A 15,580-nucleotide genomic window follows, 5' to 3' on the forward strand; every position below is an offset into this window, starting at 1 on the left:
CCTCGCAGGCCCCTCTGCCGACAAGTCCCCATGGCAAGCGGAACCCTCACTGTCGATCTTGACGCATTGGTGCAAAACTGGCGCGCCCTTGGAGCCTTGGCGGGCACCGAGGCAGGCGCCGTCGTGAAAGCAGATGCCTACGGGCTTGGGGTCGGCCCCGTGTCGCGTGCTCTGGCCAAAGCAGGCGCTCGTAGCTTCTTTGTTGCGACAGCAGAAGAGGCCGCCACCCTACGCCGCGAGCTCGGCGATGGCCCAACAATCTATATTTTCTCAGGCCACATGGCAGGGGATACCGATATGATCGGTGACCTTTCGCTCGTGCCTCTCCTCAATTCGATAGACCAGCTCCAACGTCATCTCGAGGCCTTGCCAGGCACGCCCTTTGGAGTGCAGCTTGACACGGGCATGAACCGTCTCGGCATGGAGCCTGCCGAATGGGCCGCCCTGCGCGACCTCGCGCTGGCCCAAGGCCCATCGCTGATCATGTCACATCTCTCCTCGGCGGACGAGCCGCAGTCCGCTATGAATGCGCTCCAGCTGCGTGTTTTCAAAGATATGACAGATGGGCTTGATGTGCCCCGCTCGCTCGCAGCCACAGGCGGCACTCTTCTCGGCCCAGACTATCACTTTGATTTGGTGCGCCCAGGCGTTGGCCTCTACGGCGGCGCGCCCTACAAAGAAGGCCTCCCCGTCGCCTATCTCGAGCTGCCTGTCGTGCAGGTGCGCGATGTCGAGGCAGGCGAAAGTGTGGGCTACAACATGGGCTATGTCGCCCGCCAGCCCCGCCGTGTTGCAACGCTTTCTGCCGGCTATGCCGACGGCCTCATCCGCGCACTTTCAGGCAAAGCCAAGCTCTACTACGGCCAACGCGAATGCGCTCTTCTTGGCCGTGTCTCGATGGATCTGATCACAGTCGACATCACGCATCTGCCCGAAGTGCCCGCCTCTCTCACGCTGCTGGGCCGTCAGCAAGGCGTTGATACGCTGGCCACGGCCGCAGGCACGATCGGCTATGAGATTCTCACGTCCCTTGGCGCACGCTACACGCGCCGCTATTCTGGCGGATAAACGCGCATGAGCCTCCTTCTTTCCCCCCTCGCCGCCATCGGTGCAACCGTGCTTGCCGCCCTCGCCGCCATGGGCCGCGTGGCGCTCTTTGCCTTTGAAACGGTGACACACCTCTTCCGCCCGCCATTTTATGGTCGGGAGCTCTGGATCGCGCTTGTGCAGATCGGCTGGCTCTCGCTGCCCGTTGTCGGCCTCACGGCGCTCTTCACAGGCGGCGCGCTGGCCTTGCAGATTTACTCTGGCGGGGCGCGTTTCAATGCCGAAGAGGTTGTGCCCTCGATCGTTGCCATCGGGATGGTCCGCGAGCTTGGCCCCGTCCTCGGTGGCCTCATGGTCGCGGCGCGCGTGGCCAGTTCGATTGCGGCCGAAATCGGCACCATGAAAGTCACCGAACAGATCGATGCACTGACCACCCTGTCAACCCACCCGATGAAATACCTCACCCTGCCTCGCGTGCTCGCCGCCACTCTGGCTGTGCCCGTCCTCGTCGCCGTCGGCGATGCCATCGGCATCATGGGCGGTTATATCGTCGGCGTCACAAGGCTTGGCTTCAACGAAGCCGCCTATCTGAAGAACACCGTTGATTTTCTTGAACTTTGGGATGTCACCTCAGGCCTCATCAAAGGCGCGGCCTTCGGCTTTATCATCGCCACAATGGGCTGCTACTACGGCATGAACTCAGGCCGCGGCGCCCAAGGCGTCGGCCGCGCCACCAAAGCCGCTGTTGTGGCTGCCAGCGTGCTCATCCTCGCCGCCAACTATCTTCTCACAGAGGCGTTTTTCACATCATGATCACGCTTGAAAACGTCCACAAAGCCTTCGGATCAAAGCATGTCCTGCAAGGCGTCAACCTGACCATCGAAAAAGGCACCTCCATGGTGATCATCGGCGGCTCGGGCACAGGCAAATCTGTGATGCTCAAGTCCGTCCTTGGCCTTGTGACGCCCGACAGCGGACAGATCACAGTCGATGGCAATGATGTGCAAAAAGGCGACCGCGATGCCTTCCTCGCCCGCTTCGGGATGCTCTTTCAAGGCGGCGCACTTTTTGACAGCCTCCCCGTCTGGCAAAACGTCGCCTTCCGCCTGTTGCGCGGGGCTCTCAAGCGCCCCAAGCATGAGGCCCGCGAGATCGCCATCGAGAAGCTTCGTCGCGTCGGCCTCAAGCCTGAGACAGCCGATCTCTTCCCCTCCGAGCTCTCAGGCGGCATGCAAAAACGCGTTGGCCTCGCCCGCGCCATCGCCGCCGAACCCGAGATCATCTTTTTTGACGAGCCAACAACAGGCCTTGATCCGATCATGGCAGGCGTCATCAACGAGCTCATCCGCGAGATCGTCACCGAAATGGGCGCCACGGCCATGACCATCACCCACGACATGAGCTCTGTGCGCGCTATCGCTGACAACATTGCTATGCTCCACGACGGCGTGATCAAATGGACAGGCCCTGTGGCTCAACTCGACACATCAGGTGATCCCTATCTTGATCAATTCATCCACGGCCGCGCCGAAGGTCCGATCGAGGCCGTCCGCTAACCGCCTCCTTTCGCACATCCTCTTTCCTGAAATATCATGGGGGAGGATGAAAACCCGCAGGGTTTGCATCTGGGGCGCAGAGCGCTCGCCGCAGCGCAAAGCCCAAAGGAGCCGCTCATGCTGTTACGCCTTGCCAATCTTTCGCTGCTCGTGCTCTTCCCCGTCGCGTGGTTTGCCCCGCTGATGAAAGCAGGACTTTTGCCGCTCTTCAAGCTCAGCGAAATCTCGGTGATCTCGGGGCTTCAATCGCTCTGGGGCACAGATGTCATCCTCGCGCTGATCGTCACGTTTTTTGCCCTCGTCGCGCCCTATCTCAAGACAGTCGCGCTCGCACTCGTACAATTTGGCCTGCTTCGGCCCGTGGCCCTGCCCGCCCTCAACATTTTGGGCAAATTCGCCATGGCTGATATCTTCCTGATCGCGCTTTACATCACCCTCGCCAAAGGAATCGGCGTCGGACGACTTGAGACAGCTTGGGGACTTTATCTCTTCACAGCCTGCATTCTCGCCTCACTGATCATCGGGTTGCTCACGAAACAATCCCTCCAAAAGCCTATGATTGGTTCAAAAGACCCCGATAAATAGAACGAGAACAGTCTATTTCGCCCCAAATGAACCAAAGACCTTGTTTTCCCGCTTAATTTTCGGAAAACTGTAGGCAGTATTTCGCTTATACGAGTTTTCGAGTTCCGGGGGGGATTCATGGTTACCTTCATGCATGGCCTACGCGTCATAGCTTATCTCTTGCATCGTTTGGCCTTTGTTACGGTCGTGTGCGCTGCCCTAGGGGCAGTCGTCTACACGGCGCTCTGTGCTTTCAATTTCATGCCATGGCTCGAAATCCCTCTCAGCCTCTCAGGACGCCCCATCGAAAGCGCTGGCCTTTGGGTTCAGTCGAGCCTCACAGGATTGGCCGTTTTGCTCGTGTTCTTCCTGCCCTCCAACAAGCGCATCCTCGCTCTGGAAAACTCGCACCGCTCCTTTCAGCTTGGCATGCATGATGTCGCCCGTGCCTATCATCACGCCCACGCAGCAGACCGTGCTGATGCCTTCAAGTTGAGTTCAGAGTTTGATTCTGTGCGCGAGCGCCTCGTTTATTTGCGCAACCATCCAGATCTTGGTTCGCTTGAGCCAGATGTGCTCGAAGCCGCCGCCCAGATGAGCCATATTTCAAAAGAACTGGCCAATATCTACTCTGATGATGCGCTCGCCCGTGCGCGCGACTTTCTACGTCAGCGTCAAACGGAAGTGGATAATTTCAACAGCCGCATCAACACTGCCAAACTGGTCGCCACCGAGCTGAAACACTGGTTACATGAGGTCGAACTCGAAGAAAGCGTCGCCGCCAGCCAGCTAGAGCGACTGCGTGACGAGCTGCATGAGGTGCTTCCTGAGCTGGGCAAAATCGCAATGGTCGAGGTTGAGGCAGAGCGCGACACCATCACACGCTTGCCTCGCGCTGCTGAGTAAACCCTTGCGGAGGCCTTAAGCCTCACGCGCTGTCACGGTTGACGGCGGCGCAGCGCTCGGACATACCCGAAAAATGGCCAAGAAACTCCAATACGTCTGTACTGCCTGCGCCGCCTCTAGCCCCAAATGGGCGGGTCAATGCGACGCTTGCGGCGCATGGAACTCAATTGTCGAAGAAAAGCCCTTGTCCGAAGGCTCAAGTTCCAAATCCATCGGATCAAAGCGCGGCGGACAGGTCGAACTGACCGATCTATCAACCAATGAAGCCCCCCCACCCCGCACCATCAGCGGCATGGACGAGCTTGACCGCGTACTGGGCGGTGGGCTTGTGCCCTCCTCCGCTATTCTTGTGGGCGGTGATCCCGGGATCGGGAAATCCACTGTGCTCTTGCAAGCGGCTGCACAATTCGCCTCACAGGGCCTCAAAACGATTTATATTTCTGGCGAGGAAGCCTCCGCCCAAGTGCGGATGCGGGCACAGCGCCTTGGCCTCAAGGACGCGCCCGTGAAGCTCGGAGCCGAGACAAACCTGCGCGACATCCTGACCACGCTTGAAGCCGAAAAACCCCAGCTCGCCATCATCGACTCGATTCAAACCATGTGGGTCGACACTGTTGATAGCGCCCCTGGCTCTGTCTCTCAGGTGCGCGCCGCCGCCCATGAGCTCACAAGCTTTGCCAAGCGCAAGGGCGTCTCCGTGATCCTTGTGGGGCATGTGACAAAAGACGGCCAGATCGCTGGCCCCCGCGTGGTCGAGCATATGGTCGATACCGTGCTCTATTTTGAGGGTGAGCGTGGCCACCAGTTCCGCATCCTGCGGGCGGTGAAAAACCGTTTCGGCCCTGCTGATGAGATCGGCGTATTTGAAATGACAGGGGCTGGGCTTCAAGAGGTTAAGAATCCCTCGGCGCTGTTTCTCTCGGAGCGTGGCGAGCCGTCACCCGGCTCGGTCGTCTTCTCAGGAATTGAGGGCACACGCCCCGTGCTTGTAGAGTTTCAGGCGCTTGTCGCGCCCTCGCCCCACAGCCAGCCGCGCCGTACCGTTGTCGGATGGGACAGCTCCCGCCTCGCCATGATCCTCGCCGTGCTAGAAGCGCGCGTCGGCATTCCCTTTGCTGGGCTGGATGTTTACCTCAATGTTGCAGGCGGTATCAAAGTCACAGAGCCTGCCGCCGACCTCGCTGTTGCTGCGGCTCTGCTCTCGGCGCGCGAAGATGCGGCGCTCCCCAAAGACACCGTGGTTTTTGGCGAAATCAGCCTCTCAGGCGCGTTGCGCTCCGTCTCGCAGACGGAAAATAGGTTGAAAGAAGCGCAAAAACTTGGTTTTTCCACTGCAATTATGCCAAAGGGTGATAAAGCGCCCTCAACGGCGGGCCTCACGGCCAAACGCTATGACGACCTAACTGCCTTTGTGGGCGATATTTTCGGCGCGGGTTAAAGCCACGCTGGGTAAGCAAAGAACGAAAAGAGAGTGATCATGGAAGGTTTTACTATCGTAGACGGCGTCGTGGCCTTGATCATTGTTGTCTCGGCCCTGCTCGCCTACTCGCGCGGGCTTGTGCGCGAAGGCCTTGCCATTGCAGGCTGGATACTCGCCGCGGTTCTCGCCTTTATCTTCGCCCCGCAGGTGCAGCCACTGGTAAAAGAAGTGCCTGTTGTCGGTGAACTCATTTCTGACAGCTGCGAGCTCTCGATGATCGCAGGCGCCGCCGCGATTTTCACTGTCGTGCTCGTCATAGCCGCGCTCTTTACGCCTTTGTTTTCCTCACTCATCCAGCGCTCAGCCCTTGGCGGGCTGGACCAAGGGCTTGGCTTTCTCTTCGGCGTGGCCCGTGGCATCCTGCTCATAGCAATCGCATTTTTCGTCTACGAAACTGTGGTCACAAGCCAAGACATCGCTGCAATTGACGACAGCCGTTCCGCGCGCGTTTTTGGCAAGATGACAGGCACCATTGAGGAGCGCGATCCAGAGCAGGCGCTTGGCTGGATCACGCTCCAATATGAAGAGCTTGTTTCAAGCTGCGGCGAATAAAACAGTCGAAGTCACGAAACTGTCGTATCCTTGGGTGACATAGGCGCACGCGCGCCTTATGTAGGGGGCAAATCTGACCTCAGGATTCGGAGCTGCTTGCCGTGCCTAACTCATCATCATCGCTGTCTTCTGCAAAACCGTTTTTCGCGCATCCCTTCGATGACGATAAACTCAAGGAAGAATGCGGGGTGTTCGGTGTAACCGGCGTGACCGACGCAGCAAACTTTGTGGCCCTCGGCCTTCATGCCCTTCAGCACCGTGGCCAAGAAGCTGGCGGGATCGTTTCATACCATCCTGATCACGACTTCAACTCCGTGCGCCGTTTTGGGTATGTGCGCGATAATTTCACCAAACAATCCCTGATGGAAACACTGCCCGGCTCGCTCTCAATCGGCCATGTGCGCTATTCCACAGCAGGTTCCAAAGCCGCTGCCATCCGCGATGTGCAGCCCTTCTTTGGCGAGTTTTCCATGGGTGGCGCCGCGATTGCGCACAACGGCAACATCACAAACGCCGACGCTCTGCGCCGTGAGCTGATCGAACGCGGCAGCATCTTCCAGTCAAGCTCAGACTCAGAGTGCATTATTCATCTCATGGCCCGCAGCTTGCAGCGCAACATCCCCGAGCGGATGGAAGACGCGCTGCGCCGCGTCGAAGGCGCATTTTCCATCGTCGCCATGACCCGCACCAAGCTCATCGGCGTACGCGATCCGCTCGGTGTTCGCCCACTCGTCCTTGGCCAAATCGGCGAGGGCTGGGTTCTCAGCTCAGAAACCTGTGCTCTTGATATCATTGGCGCAACCTATGTGCGTGAAATCGAACCAGGCGAAATGGTCGTCATCACAGGCGAAAAAGTCGAGAGCAGCTTCCCGTTCCGCCGGCAAAAGCCACGGTTCTGTATCTTTGAGCATGTTTACTTCTCACGCCCTGACAGCATCATTGGTGGCCGCTCGGTCTATGAAACGCGCCGCCAAATCGGTGTAGAGCTGGCCCGCGAAGCCCCCGTCGAGGCCGATCTTGTCTGCCCTGTCCCGGATTCTGGGACACCTGCGGCCATCGGCTTTTCTCAAGAGAGCGGCATTCCCTACGCGATGGGCATCATCCGCAATCAATACATGGGCCGGACCTTTATCGAACCTACGGAAAGCATCCGCAATATGGGTGTGCGCCTCAAGCTCAACGTCAACCGCGCGCTCATTCAGGGCAAACGCGTGATCCTTGTCGATGACAGCGTTGTGCGCGGGACGACCAGCCGAAAGATCAAGGAGATGATCCTCGATGCCGGCGCCGCCGAGGTCCACTTCCGCATCGCATCCCCCCCGACAGCATGGCCCTGTTTTTACGGCGTTGACACACCACAACGCGAAAAGCTTCTCGCCGCAACAATGTCCGAGGAAGAAATGCGCGAGCATCTCGCTGTGGACAGCCTCAAATTTATCTCTCTAGACGGGCTTTACCGCGCCGTTGGCGAGGCCGAAGGCCGCAACAAGAGTTGTCCACAATATTGCGACGCCTGCTTCTCTGGTGAGTACCCTGTCGTGCCTGCAGACATGGTCTCAAAAGGCTTTGAGATGAAGGCCGCTGAGTAAAAATATCACTAAGAACGCCACGAAAGTTACTGATATGACAGATAAAATCGCCCTTATTACCGGCGCGTCTCGCGGGCTTGGAGCAGCCCTTGCCGAAGCCCTTTGCGAAACTCATCATATCGTCGCTGTCGGGCGCACAACAGGCGCTCTGGAAGAACTTGATGACCGCATCAAGGCCAAGGGCGGGCAAGCAACACTTGCGCCCATGGACATCACCAACACCGAGGCCATGGCGCAGCTCTGCCGCTCGATTTATGACCGCTGGGGCAGCGTGGATATCTGGGCACATACTGCAGCCCACACCGCCCCCCTTTCACCAGCCGATCACATGGACATGAAGGGCTGGGAAAAATCAATCAGCATCAACCTCACAGCGGCTGGGTTGTTGATCGGGTATGTTTCCCCCCTGCTCACACCAGACAGCAACGCGCTCTTCTTTGAAGACACACACGGCGGAGAGAAGTTTTTTGGCGCCTATGGCACAACCAAAACCGCTCAAATCGCGCTCGCCCGCAGCTGGCAGGCCGAGACCGTCAAAACAGGCCCCAAGGTTCACATCCTGAAGCCCAAGCCGCTGGCAACGGCCCTGCGTGCCCGCTTCTTCCCGGGCGAAGACCGCGCCCCCCTTGCGCCGCCTGCCACTGAGGCCGCACGCCTCCTTGCCGAATTGCGCAGCTAACCCCACACTTTTTCTTTCTAGAAATATCCTTGGGGGAGTTGCGGGGGGATTGATCCCCCTCAACAAGTCGGATTGCCCGCAGCGCAATTCGAAGGCTTTAAAAACTGTCGCATAAACGACTCTATTGCAAACCCCGCGCCAACGCCGCCTTGCTCTGTACGCGCCCCTCCTTTATTCAAAGAAAAAACAGTCAGGCGGCCCTATGCGTATTCTTCTCACCAATGACGACGGCATCAATGCCCCCGGCCTGAAATCGCTCGAAAAAATAGCGTGGGATCTGGCTGGCGCGAAGGGCGAAGTCTGGGTTGTCGCCCCTGCATTTGAGCAGTCAGGCGTTGGCCATTGCATCAGTTATACGCATCCGATGATGGTGCAGAAGATGGGCAAGCAGCGCTACGCTGCCGAAGGCTCTCCTGCCGATTGCGTTCTCGCAGCGCTGCATGACATCCTGCCCGAGCGGCCCGACCTTGTGCTGTCTGGCGTCAACCGCGGCAACAACTCTGCCGAAAATGCGCTCTATTCAGGCACACTTGGCGGCGCAATGGAAGCCGCGCTACAAGGCCTGCCTGCCGTAGCCCTGTCACAATACCTTGGGCCAGAGAACGTTGACATCGACAATCCGTTTGAAGCCGCTGAGGTCCATGGCGCAGCGCTTCTGCGCAAAATCCTCACAGCCGCGCCCAAAACAGAACAGGACTACCGCCTGTTTTACAACGTCAATTTCCCGCCCGTTCCCGCTGCTGGGGTCAAGGGCAGCCGCGTCGCCGTTCAAGGATTCCGCCAAGGTGTCACGTTCGGTGTAGAGCCGCACTTGTCACCGTCTGGCCGCCGCTTCCTCTGGATCAAAGGCCACGACCAGCGCGTGCCCTCCACGCCTGGCTCGGATGCGGACGTCAATCTAGACGGCTATATCTCCATCACGCCCATGCGTGCCGATCTGACGGCTCATGACATGCTGAGCCAGTTTGAAAGCCTCAACACATGACCGATCCCGCGCTGGACCTTCAAGAACAGAAAATGCAGTTCATCTACGCGCTGCGCTCCAAAGGGGTGATTGATCAGCGCGTGCTTGCCGCTATGGAGCGGATGGATCGCGGCCACTTCGTGCGCGGCACGTTTGAAGAGCGCGCCTACGAGGACACGCCCCTGCCCATCGCTTGTGGCCAGACCATTTCCCAGCCTTCGGTTGTGGGCCTGATGACTCAGGCGCTTGAGGTCGGCCCGCGCGACAAGGTGCTCGAGGTCGGCACCGGCTCAGGCTATCAAGCCGCAATCCTCAGCCTCTTGGCCCGCCGCGTCTATACGATCGAGCGCCACAGACGCCTCGTGCGCGAAACCCAAGCGCTGTTCCAGCGCCTTGATCTGACCAATGTGACAGCCATGGCGGGCGACGGTAGCTTCGGGCTGCCGGATCAAGCCCCCTTTGATCGCATAATCGTGACGGCCGCTGCAGAAGACCCTCCCGGCCCACTCTTGGCTCAGCTCAAAATTGGCGGTATCATGATCGTACCCGTCGGGCAGTCTGATGCGGTGCAAAGCCTGATCAAAGTCACACGGAACGACGACGGGTTTGATTATGAAGAACTGCGCCCTGTGCGCTTTGTGCCCCTGCTGGAGGGGCTCGGAAAAGAAGCCTGAGGTCTTCGCCCCAAGGGGCAGGCCGTGCAAGTAACAAAAGCTCTGGACACAAAGAGCAGGTGTGAGGATATCGAGATGACCAAAGGGTTCGCAATCAAATTTCTGGCCGCAAGCACAGCGCTTGCCTTGCTCGCAGGCTGCGATCGCCCACTGGACTTCGATCTGCGCGGCAAGCTTGGTTCAGGCGCTGATACCTCAGACGCCGCGCGCAGCGCCACGGCCGAGCGCCCTCGCCCCGATGACCGCGGGATCATCTCCTACCCCAATTACCAAGTGGCTGTGGCCCAACGAGGCGACACGCTCGCCACCCTCGCCAACCGCATCGGCGCAGACCCTGTCGCACTCGCCCGCTACAATGGTATCCAAACAGGCGATACCCTGCGTCCCGGCGAAATCATCGCCCTGCCAAGCCGCGTCGCTGAGCCCTCGCCAGCCACAGGCGCACTCACCACGGGGCCGATCCAAGCCCCCACAGTCGATATCACAGAGCTGGCAGAAGGCGCGATAGAGCGTGCCGAGCCCGCAAACGTGAGCCCTGCCCCACAGCCCGTCGCCACGGCCCAGCAAGGGATCGAGCCGATCCGACACAAGGTCGTGCGCGGCGAAACCGCCTATACTGTGGCGCGCCTTTACAACACATCTGTTCGCTCGCTCGCAGACTGGAACGGCCTCGACAGCTCCTTCTCCATCCGCGAGGGCCAATTCCTCCTGATTCCGACACCGCTCGCAGAAAAGCCCGTACTGGCCAAGCCCGCAGACCAAAAACTGGCGGAGGTACCCAAGCCCGGCGTCGGCTCGCCCACGCCTGTGCCCCCAAGCGCAGTCACGCCTTTGCCCAAAGACGAACCCACTGTCGCCGCAGCCCCCGCGTCTGCGCCCACGCCCGACCTTGGCAAAACCCAGACCGCTGCCGTCAGCAATGGCAAGTTCGCCTACCCTGTGCGTGGTAAAATCATCCGTGAATACGCCAAAGGCAAAAATGACGGCATCGACATCGCCGCGCCTTCAGGCACACCCATCGGAGCCGCTGGCGCAGGCACCATCGCTGCAATCACTTCGGATGCAGACCAAGTGCCGATCATCGTGGTGAAGCACCCTGACAACCTTCTCACAGTCTATGCCAATGTCGGCAATATCACTGTGAAAAAAGGGGATAGCGTGAGCCGTGGCCAGAAGCTAGCCACCGTGCGTTCAGGCGAGTCGTCCTATCTACACTTTGAGGTGCGCAAAGGCTTTGAGAGCGTCGATCCGCTGCCTTATCTGCAGTAATATCAAATCTTGCTCCGCAAAATCCGCCCCGTTGAGGGGGACAGAAAAAAGGGTAGGCTTACGCCAGAGCCACGCCCTTACGCCCTGCCAGATCAGTAACGTATTGCCAAGCCACACGGCCTGAGCGCGCGCCGCGCGTGGCTTGCCACTCAATCGCTTCGGCGCGCAATTCGGCCTCGTCATAGGCAATCCCAAAGTGGGCACAATAGCCATGAATCATCGCAAGGTATTCGTCTTGCGTACAGGGATGAAACCCAAGCCAGAGACCAAACCGATCGCTCAGTGAGACTTTCTCTTCCACTGCCTCGCCCGGATTGATCGCGCTGGACCGTTCGTTTTCAATCATATCACGCGGCATCAGATGGCGACGGTTTGATGTCGCATAGAAAATCACATTCTCGGGACGACCCTCGATCCCACCATCCAAAACAGCCTTGAGTGACTTGTAGTGTTCATCATCATGGCTAAACGAAAGATCGTCGCAAAAGAGCACAAACCGTGCCTCGCTGCTGCGCAGCTGCCCCAAAAGCCGCGTCACGCTGGGCAGGTCTTCGCGCTGCAACTCGACAATCTTGAGCGGCAAACCTTCTGTCAAAATCTGCGCATGGATGGCCTTGACCAAAGAGCTTTTGCCCATTCCACGCGCGCCCCAAAGGAGAGCGTTGTTGGCGGGCAGGCCCTTGGCAAACTGACGCGTGTTTACAAGCAACGTGTTGCGCGAGCGCTCAACTCCGATCAGCAGCGAGAGATCAACACGGCTCACCTTGGGCACAGGCGCGAGGCGATCGGGCTCTACATGCCAAACGAAAGCGTCCGCCGCGTCAAAATCAGGCGCGGCTTCTGGCGACGGGCTCATCCGCTCAAGTGCGGCCGCTATGCGGGCAAGCTCATCGCTCATCAGCTTTTGTCTGCCTTGTCGTCCGCCTCTTCTTCTGCGGCCAAGTCTTCGTCAAACTCGCGCATCAGCGGGTCGTCAAACTCTTCCTCGTCGTCAAAATAGCCCTCTTCGCGCAGCTTGTCGTCGCGCTTTTTCTCAACACGGCCCACAAGCAGGATCGAGATTTCGTAAAGGCCATAGACCACGGTAAACAGAATAAGCTGGGTCACAACATCAGGCGGCGTCACCAGAGCGGCCAGCAGCAGAATACCCACCATCGCATATTTGCGCACAGCCCCAAGGCCCTCAGCACTCACAAGCCCCGCTTTGCCCATAAGTGTCAAAAGCACAGGCAGCTGGAAGCACATCCCAAAGGCAATGATGAATTTCAGTGTGATATCAAGGCTTTCGTTGACCTTACCAAAGAAGGTAATTTTCACACCTTCACTTGTTTCAGGTACAACAGCCGTCGCTTCCGGCAAATTTTCAACAGTGCGGGACAGCAAGTTGGCAAAAATCGAGCTCACATCGGCAAAGCCAAGAAAGAACTGCATCGCCAGCGGCGTCACAACAAACTGTGCAAAGGATGCACCAAGCATGAACATCAAAGGCGAAGCGATGATGAACGGAAGGAAGGCGCCCTGCTCGTTCTTGTACAAGCCAGGTGCCACAAAGCGCCACATCTGAAACGCGATCACAGGAAAGGCGAGCGCAAAGCCGAACACCATAGAAATACGAAACAGCGTGAAAAGGTATTCTTGCGGAGAAGTGTACTGCAGTGTTGGCGAGGGGTCGCCCAGATTGCGCAGCGTCTCTTCAATCGGAGTGAGCAAGAACTGCAGGATCGGCTCAGCCACCATAAAGGCCAGAACAATCCCAACAATAAATGCCAGAACGGAGCGGATGAGCCGCGTTCGCAGCTCGGCCAGATGCTCGATCAGCGGCGCGCTGGAGGCGTCCATTTCATCGGGCGTATCGGACTGGCTCATGCTTTATCTCCAGCAGGCTTCGCTTTGGCTTTGGCCTTTACAGCGGGCTTTTTTGCGGCCGTCTTCGCAGCAGACTTGGCCGCTGGTTTCGCTGCCGTCTTGGGAGCCGCTTTCGAGGCAGGTGTCTTGGCAGCAGCTGTTTTTGCAGCCGGCTTTTTAGCAGCAGCCGTCTTGGCTGCGGGCTTCTTTGCTGTCGTTGTCTTTTTGGGCGCCGCTTTCTGAGCAGGAGCCGCTTTAGCACTCTCAGCGGCTTGGCGCGCAGCATGAGCCTCGCGCACCTGCTTGGCTGTCTCGGCGGCTGAGGCGTTGGCCTCTTCAACCATGCGGTCCCGTTCGGCTTGGCGCTTGGCCGCAAGCTTGCCAGTCTCGCTCTCAGGGTCCCACTTAGCGGCATCTTTCACCGCATCCTTGATCCCGTCGAGGCCCATCTTCTTGGGGTCAGCAATATCGCGCAGGCTCTTGGCCGTGTCGCGCATACCGCTTTCGTCGGCAGCATTGTTCATCGCGGTGGAAAACTCACGCGCCATGCCCTTCATCTTACCGACGAACTCCCCCGCTTTGCGAAAGAGAACAGGCAAGTCTTTGGGTCCAACGACGATCAGTGCGACGATGCCAACGACCAGAAGCTCGGTCCAGCCAAGATCAAACATAAAGCGTTACGCCTTGTCTTTTTCTTCAGCAGGCGTGACGTCCTTGGCCTCTTCAGCCATTTGGTCTTCAAGCTCTTCTGTGCCGTCTTTGACGCCTTTTTTGAAGGCTGTAATGCCTTTGCCCACTTCGCCCATGAGCGAAGAAATCTTACCGCGCCCGAACAGCACGAGTACCACAACGGCGATGAGAAGTAGGCCCGGCAGGCCGATATTGTTGAGCATGTCTTTCTCCCTTGGTCGGCGCGCGCTTTGGCACGTCACCGTAACTTTGCTCACCTTATCTAAGCCCTGTGTGGCAAAGAGAAAAGACGCAATAGAGCTTCAAGGGCTGAAAAATGCCATCGTTAGCGCTGACACGCACCGCCATCGCGCTTGCGAGGGCCTAAAAAAGGGGCTAGCCATTGCCCCATGACACAAACAGCTTCACCCGTTAACGAACCAGAGAACCACGCCCGCGCAAAGCGCAACGTGTGGATTCTGGTCTTTGCCCAAGCATTGCTTGGATCGCAAATGCCAATGATTTTCACAATTGGCGGCCTCGCAGGGCAGATGCTGACAACGAATCTATGCTTTGCCACCCTGCCAATCTCGATGATCGTCCTTGGCTCGATGATTGCAGCCACGCCCCTGAGCTGGTTTATGCAGGCCTACGGACGGCGCGCGGGCTTCCTGCTCGGTGCGGCAGCCGGCGCCACGGGCGCGGCAATCTGTGCCTACGGCCTCTATAACGCCTCTTTTGCGATTTATCTTTTCGGTAGCCTGATCACAGGCATCTATATGTCTGCTCAAGGGTTTTACCGCTTTGCCGCCGCCGATACCGCATCAGACACGTTTCGCCCCAAAGCAATCTCCTATGTCATGGCGGGCGGCCTGCTCGCGGCGATCATCGGCCCGCAGCTTGGCAATTATTCTTCCATGGCCTTTGGCGCGATCCCCTTCATGGGAACCTATCTGACCGTGATGGCCCTCAATATCGTCGGGTCGATTCTGTTCTTGTTCCTTGATATTCCAAAGCCCCCCGTCCCGGCCCATGACGCGCCGCGCGGACGCTCTCGGCTGGACTTGCTCAAAACACCTGTGGTCGCGGTCGCGATCATCTCGGCCATGGTCTCCTACGCGTTGATGAACCTTGTCATGACCTCAACACCTCTGGCCGTCGTCGGCTGTGGTGTTGGCGGCGAAACAGAGATCCCCGCTTGGATTGAAGGCGTTGTGCCCGCAGGAACCATGCGTGATCAGTTCCAGTTTATCGCAGGCTATGTTGTCACAGCCCATGTTCTGGCGATGTATGTACCGAGCTTCTTCACTGGTCACCTGATCGCACGCCATGGCGCGGAAAAGATCGTGGCACTTGGCCTGCTGATCCTCGCAGGTGCTGGCGCTGTGGCGCTTATGGGCGTTGATCTGGAACATTTCTTTGTGGCGCTCATCCTCTTGGGCGTCGGCTGGAACTTCGGTTTCATTGGCGCAACCACCATGCTGGCAGGCAGCCACGCGCCTCACGAAAGAGGACGCGTCCAAGGCATGAACGATCTGATCGTTTTTGGCGGGGTGTTTATGGCATCGCTGGCCTCGGGCGGGCTGATGAACTGCTCTGGCACATCGGCGCAAGCAGGTTGGGTCTCAGTCAATCTGGCGATGGCACCATTCTTGATGCTGGCAGGCGGTGCGCTGATCTGGCTGGTGTTGCGGCCGAAAGATTAGGTCTCGAATTTTTGCTTCGCGAAAATTCGACCAATTGGGGGCTTCGCCCCCGAACACAGTTGTAAATGGGGGCTTTGCCC

Annotated in this window: 17 protein-coding genes; 13 read left to right on the forward strand and 4 right to left on the reverse strand. The window is 58.4% G+C overall.

The window, feature by feature from the left end; translation table 11 throughout:
* Nucleotides 1–30: 30 nt before the first annotated feature.
* The 12 genes from alr (at nucleotide 31) to DSM117340_RS08400 (ending at nucleotide 11,280) form a co-directional block, all read left to right on the forward strand.
* The gene (gene alr, locus DSM117340_RS08345; RefSeq protein ID WP_089890515.1) at nucleotides 31–1,068 is read left to right on the forward strand and encodes an alanine racemase; all 1,038 of its coding nucleotides are present in this window, start codon (nucleotides 31–33) and stop codon (nucleotides 1,066–1,068) included.
* Between the two features lie 6 nt (nucleotides 1,069–1,074).
* The gene (locus tag DSM117340_RS08350) at nucleotides 1,075–1,860 is read left to right on the forward strand and encodes an ABC transporter permease (protein WP_089890511.1); all 786 of its coding nucleotides are present in this window, start codon (nucleotides 1,075–1,077) and stop codon (nucleotides 1,858–1,860) included.
* Nucleotides 1,857–2,603 (forward strand): ATP-binding cassette domain-containing protein, encoded by a 747-nt coding sequence (locus tag DSM117340_RS08355; protein WP_089890510.1) that lies wholly within the window; start codon nucleotides 1,857–1,859, stop codon nucleotides 2,601–2,603. Before DSM117340_RS08350 ends, DSM117340_RS08355 begins: the two co-directional genes overlap by 4 nt.
* Before the next feature lie 117 nt (nucleotides 2,604–2,720).
* Complete coding sequence (locus DSM117340_RS08360) at nucleotides 2,721–3,188, forward strand: paraquat-inducible protein A (RefSeq protein ID WP_271437480.1); 468 nt, start codon at nucleotides 2,721–2,723, stop codon at nucleotides 3,186–3,188.
* 117 nt (nucleotides 3,189–3,305) lie between these two features.
* Nucleotides 3,306–4,073, forward strand: a complete 768-nt coding sequence (locus tag DSM117340_RS08365; RefSeq protein WP_177170657.1) for a DNA repair protein — start codon at nucleotides 3,306–3,308, stop codon at nucleotides 4,071–4,073.
* A gap of 73 nt (nucleotides 4,074–4,146) precedes the next feature.
* Entirely contained in the window at nucleotides 4,147–5,511 is a 1,365-nt protein-coding gene (gene radA, locus DSM117340_RS08370) for a DNA repair protein RadA (RefSeq protein ID WP_089890505.1), read from the forward strand.
* Between the two features lie 39 nt (nucleotides 5,512–5,550).
* The gene (locus DSM117340_RS08375; RefSeq protein WP_089890502.1) at nucleotides 5,551–6,105 is read left to right on the forward strand and encodes a CvpA family protein; all 555 of its coding nucleotides are present in this window, start codon (nucleotides 5,551–5,553) and stop codon (nucleotides 6,103–6,105) included.
* A gap of 122 nt (nucleotides 6,106–6,227) precedes the next feature.
* The gene (gene purF, locus DSM117340_RS08380) at nucleotides 6,228–7,694 is read left to right on the forward strand and encodes an amidophosphoribosyltransferase (protein WP_089891611.1); all 1,467 of its coding nucleotides are present in this window, start codon (nucleotides 6,228–6,230) and stop codon (nucleotides 7,692–7,694) included.
* A gap of 34 nt (nucleotides 7,695–7,728) precedes the next feature.
* Entirely contained in the window at nucleotides 7,729–8,373 is a 645-nt protein-coding gene (locus DSM117340_RS08385; RefSeq protein WP_089890499.1) for an SDR family oxidoreductase, read from the forward strand.
* 202 nt (nucleotides 8,374–8,575) lie between these two features.
* Complete coding sequence (surE, locus tag DSM117340_RS08390) at nucleotides 8,576–9,358, forward strand: 5'/3'-nucleotidase SurE (RefSeq protein ID WP_089890497.1); 783 nt, start codon at nucleotides 8,576–8,578, stop codon at nucleotides 9,356–9,358.
* Nucleotides 9,355–10,011, forward strand: coding sequence for a protein-L-isoaspartate(D-aspartate) O-methyltransferase (locus DSM117340_RS08395; protein ID WP_089890494.1), 657 nt, complete (start codon nucleotides 9,355–9,357; stop codon nucleotides 10,009–10,011). The genes surE and DSM117340_RS08395 overlap by 4 nt, the downstream gene beginning before the upstream one ends.
* Before the next feature lie 75 nt (nucleotides 10,012–10,086).
* A complete protein-coding gene (locus DSM117340_RS08400; protein ID WP_089890491.1) occupies nucleotides 10,087–11,280 on the forward strand; it encodes a LysM peptidoglycan-binding domain-containing protein in 1,194 nt (397 codons plus the stop codon).
* 58 nt (nucleotides 11,281–11,338) lie between these two features.
* Here the strand turns inward: DSM117340_RS08400 and DSM117340_RS08405 are convergent, their stop codons facing one another.
* Genes DSM117340_RS08405 through DSM117340_RS08420 form a run of 4 tightly spaced genes read right to left on the reverse strand, consistent with a single transcriptional unit; the run spans nucleotide 11,339 to nucleotide 14,018 of the window.
* Nucleotides 11,339–12,178, reverse strand: a complete 840-nt coding sequence (locus DSM117340_RS08405) for an ATP-binding protein (protein WP_177170656.1) — start codon at nucleotides 12,176–12,178, stop codon at nucleotides 11,339–11,341.
* A complete protein-coding gene (locus DSM117340_RS08410) occupies nucleotides 12,178–13,146 on the reverse strand; it encodes a twin-arginine translocase subunit TatC (RefSeq protein ID WP_089890487.1) in 969 nt (322 codons plus the stop codon). Before DSM117340_RS08410 ends, DSM117340_RS08405 begins: the two co-directional genes overlap by 1 nt.
* Nucleotides 13,143–13,796 (reverse strand): Sec-independent protein translocase protein TatB, encoded by a 654-nt coding sequence (gene tatB / locus DSM117340_RS08415; protein ID WP_089890484.1) that lies wholly within the window; start codon nucleotides 13,794–13,796, stop codon nucleotides 13,143–13,145. The genes DSM117340_RS08410 and tatB overlap by 4 nt, the downstream gene beginning before the upstream one ends.
* Nucleotides 13,797–13,802: 6 nt before the next feature.
* A complete protein-coding gene (locus DSM117340_RS08420; protein WP_089890482.1) occupies nucleotides 13,803–14,018 on the reverse strand; it encodes a twin-arginine translocase TatA/TatE family subunit in 216 nt (71 codons plus the stop codon).
* Nucleotides 14,019–14,204: 186 nt separating this feature from the next.
* Between DSM117340_RS08420 and DSM117340_RS08425 the strand changes: the two genes are divergently transcribed.
* Nucleotides 14,205–15,500 (forward strand): MFS transporter, encoded by a 1,296-nt coding sequence (locus DSM117340_RS08425; protein ID WP_089890480.1) that lies wholly within the window; start codon nucleotides 14,205–14,207, stop codon nucleotides 15,498–15,500.
* Nucleotides 15,501–15,580: the final 80 nt, after the last annotated feature.

Source organism: Lentibacter algarum, from assembly GCF_040580765.1.
GTDB lineage: Bacteria > Pseudomonadota > Alphaproteobacteria > Rhodobacterales > Rhodobacteraceae > Lentibacter > Lentibacter algarum.

What these genes read in the sequence shown, in the direction of transcription:
- surE (WP_089890497.1), top strand. Translation starts at nt 8,576, where the DNA reads ATGCGTATTCTTCTCACCAATGACGACGGCATCAATGCCCCCGGCCTG.
- DSM117340_RS08365 (WP_177170657.1), top strand. Translation starts at nt 3,306, where the DNA reads ATGGTTACCTTCATGCATGGCCTACGCGTCATAGCTTATCTCTTGCAT.
- DSM117340_RS08425 (WP_089890480.1), top strand. Translation starts at nt 14,205, where the DNA reads ATGACACAAACAGCTTCACCCGTTAACGAACCAGAGAACCACGCCCGC.
- tatB (WP_089890484.1), bottom strand. Translation starts at nt 13,796, where the DNA reads ATGTTTGATCTTGGCTGGACCGAGCTTCTGGTCGTTGGCATCGTCGCA.
- alr (WP_089890515.1), top strand. Translation starts at nt 31, where the DNA reads ATGGCAAGCGGAACCCTCACTGTCGATCTTGACGCATTGGTGCAAAAC.
- DSM117340_RS08350 (WP_089890511.1), top strand. Translation starts at nt 1,075, where the DNA reads ATGAGCCTCCTTCTTTCCCCCCTCGCCGCCATCGGTGCAACCGTGCTT.
- DSM117340_RS08355 (WP_089890510.1), top strand. Translation starts at nt 1,857, where the DNA reads ATGATCACGCTTGAAAACGTCCACAAAGCCTTCGGATCAAAGCATGTC.
- DSM117340_RS08395 (WP_089890494.1), top strand. Translation starts at nt 9,355, where the DNA reads ATGACCGATCCCGCGCTGGACCTTCAAGAACAGAAAATGCAGTTCATC.
- DSM117340_RS08405 (WP_177170656.1), bottom strand. Translation starts at nt 12,178, where the DNA reads ATGAGCGATGAGCTTGCCCGCATAGCGGCCGCACTTGAGCGGATGAGC.
- DSM117340_RS08400 (WP_089890491.1), top strand. Translation starts at nt 10,087, where the DNA reads ATGACCAAAGGGTTCGCAATCAAATTTCTGGCCGCAAGCACAGCGCTT.
- radA (WP_089890505.1), top strand. Translation starts at nt 4,147, where the DNA reads ATGGCCAAGAAACTCCAATACGTCTGTACTGCCTGCGCCGCCTCTAGC.
- DSM117340_RS08385 (WP_089890499.1), top strand. Translation starts at nt 7,729, where the DNA reads ATGACAGATAAAATCGCCCTTATTACCGGCGCGTCTCGCGGGCTTGGA.
- DSM117340_RS08420 (WP_089890482.1), bottom strand. Translation starts at nt 14,018, where the DNA reads ATGCTCAACAATATCGGCCTGCCGGGCCTACTTCTCATCGCCGTTGTG.
- DSM117340_RS08410 (WP_089890487.1), bottom strand. Translation starts at nt 13,146, where the DNA reads ATGAGCCAGTCCGATACGCCCGATGAAATGGACGCCTCCAGCGCGCCG.
- DSM117340_RS08360 (WP_271437480.1), top strand. Translation starts at nt 2,721, where the DNA reads ATGCTGTTACGCCTTGCCAATCTTTCGCTGCTCGTGCTCTTCCCCGTC.
- DSM117340_RS08375 (WP_089890502.1), top strand. Translation starts at nt 5,551, where the DNA reads ATGGAAGGTTTTACTATCGTAGACGGCGTCGTGGCCTTGATCATTGTT.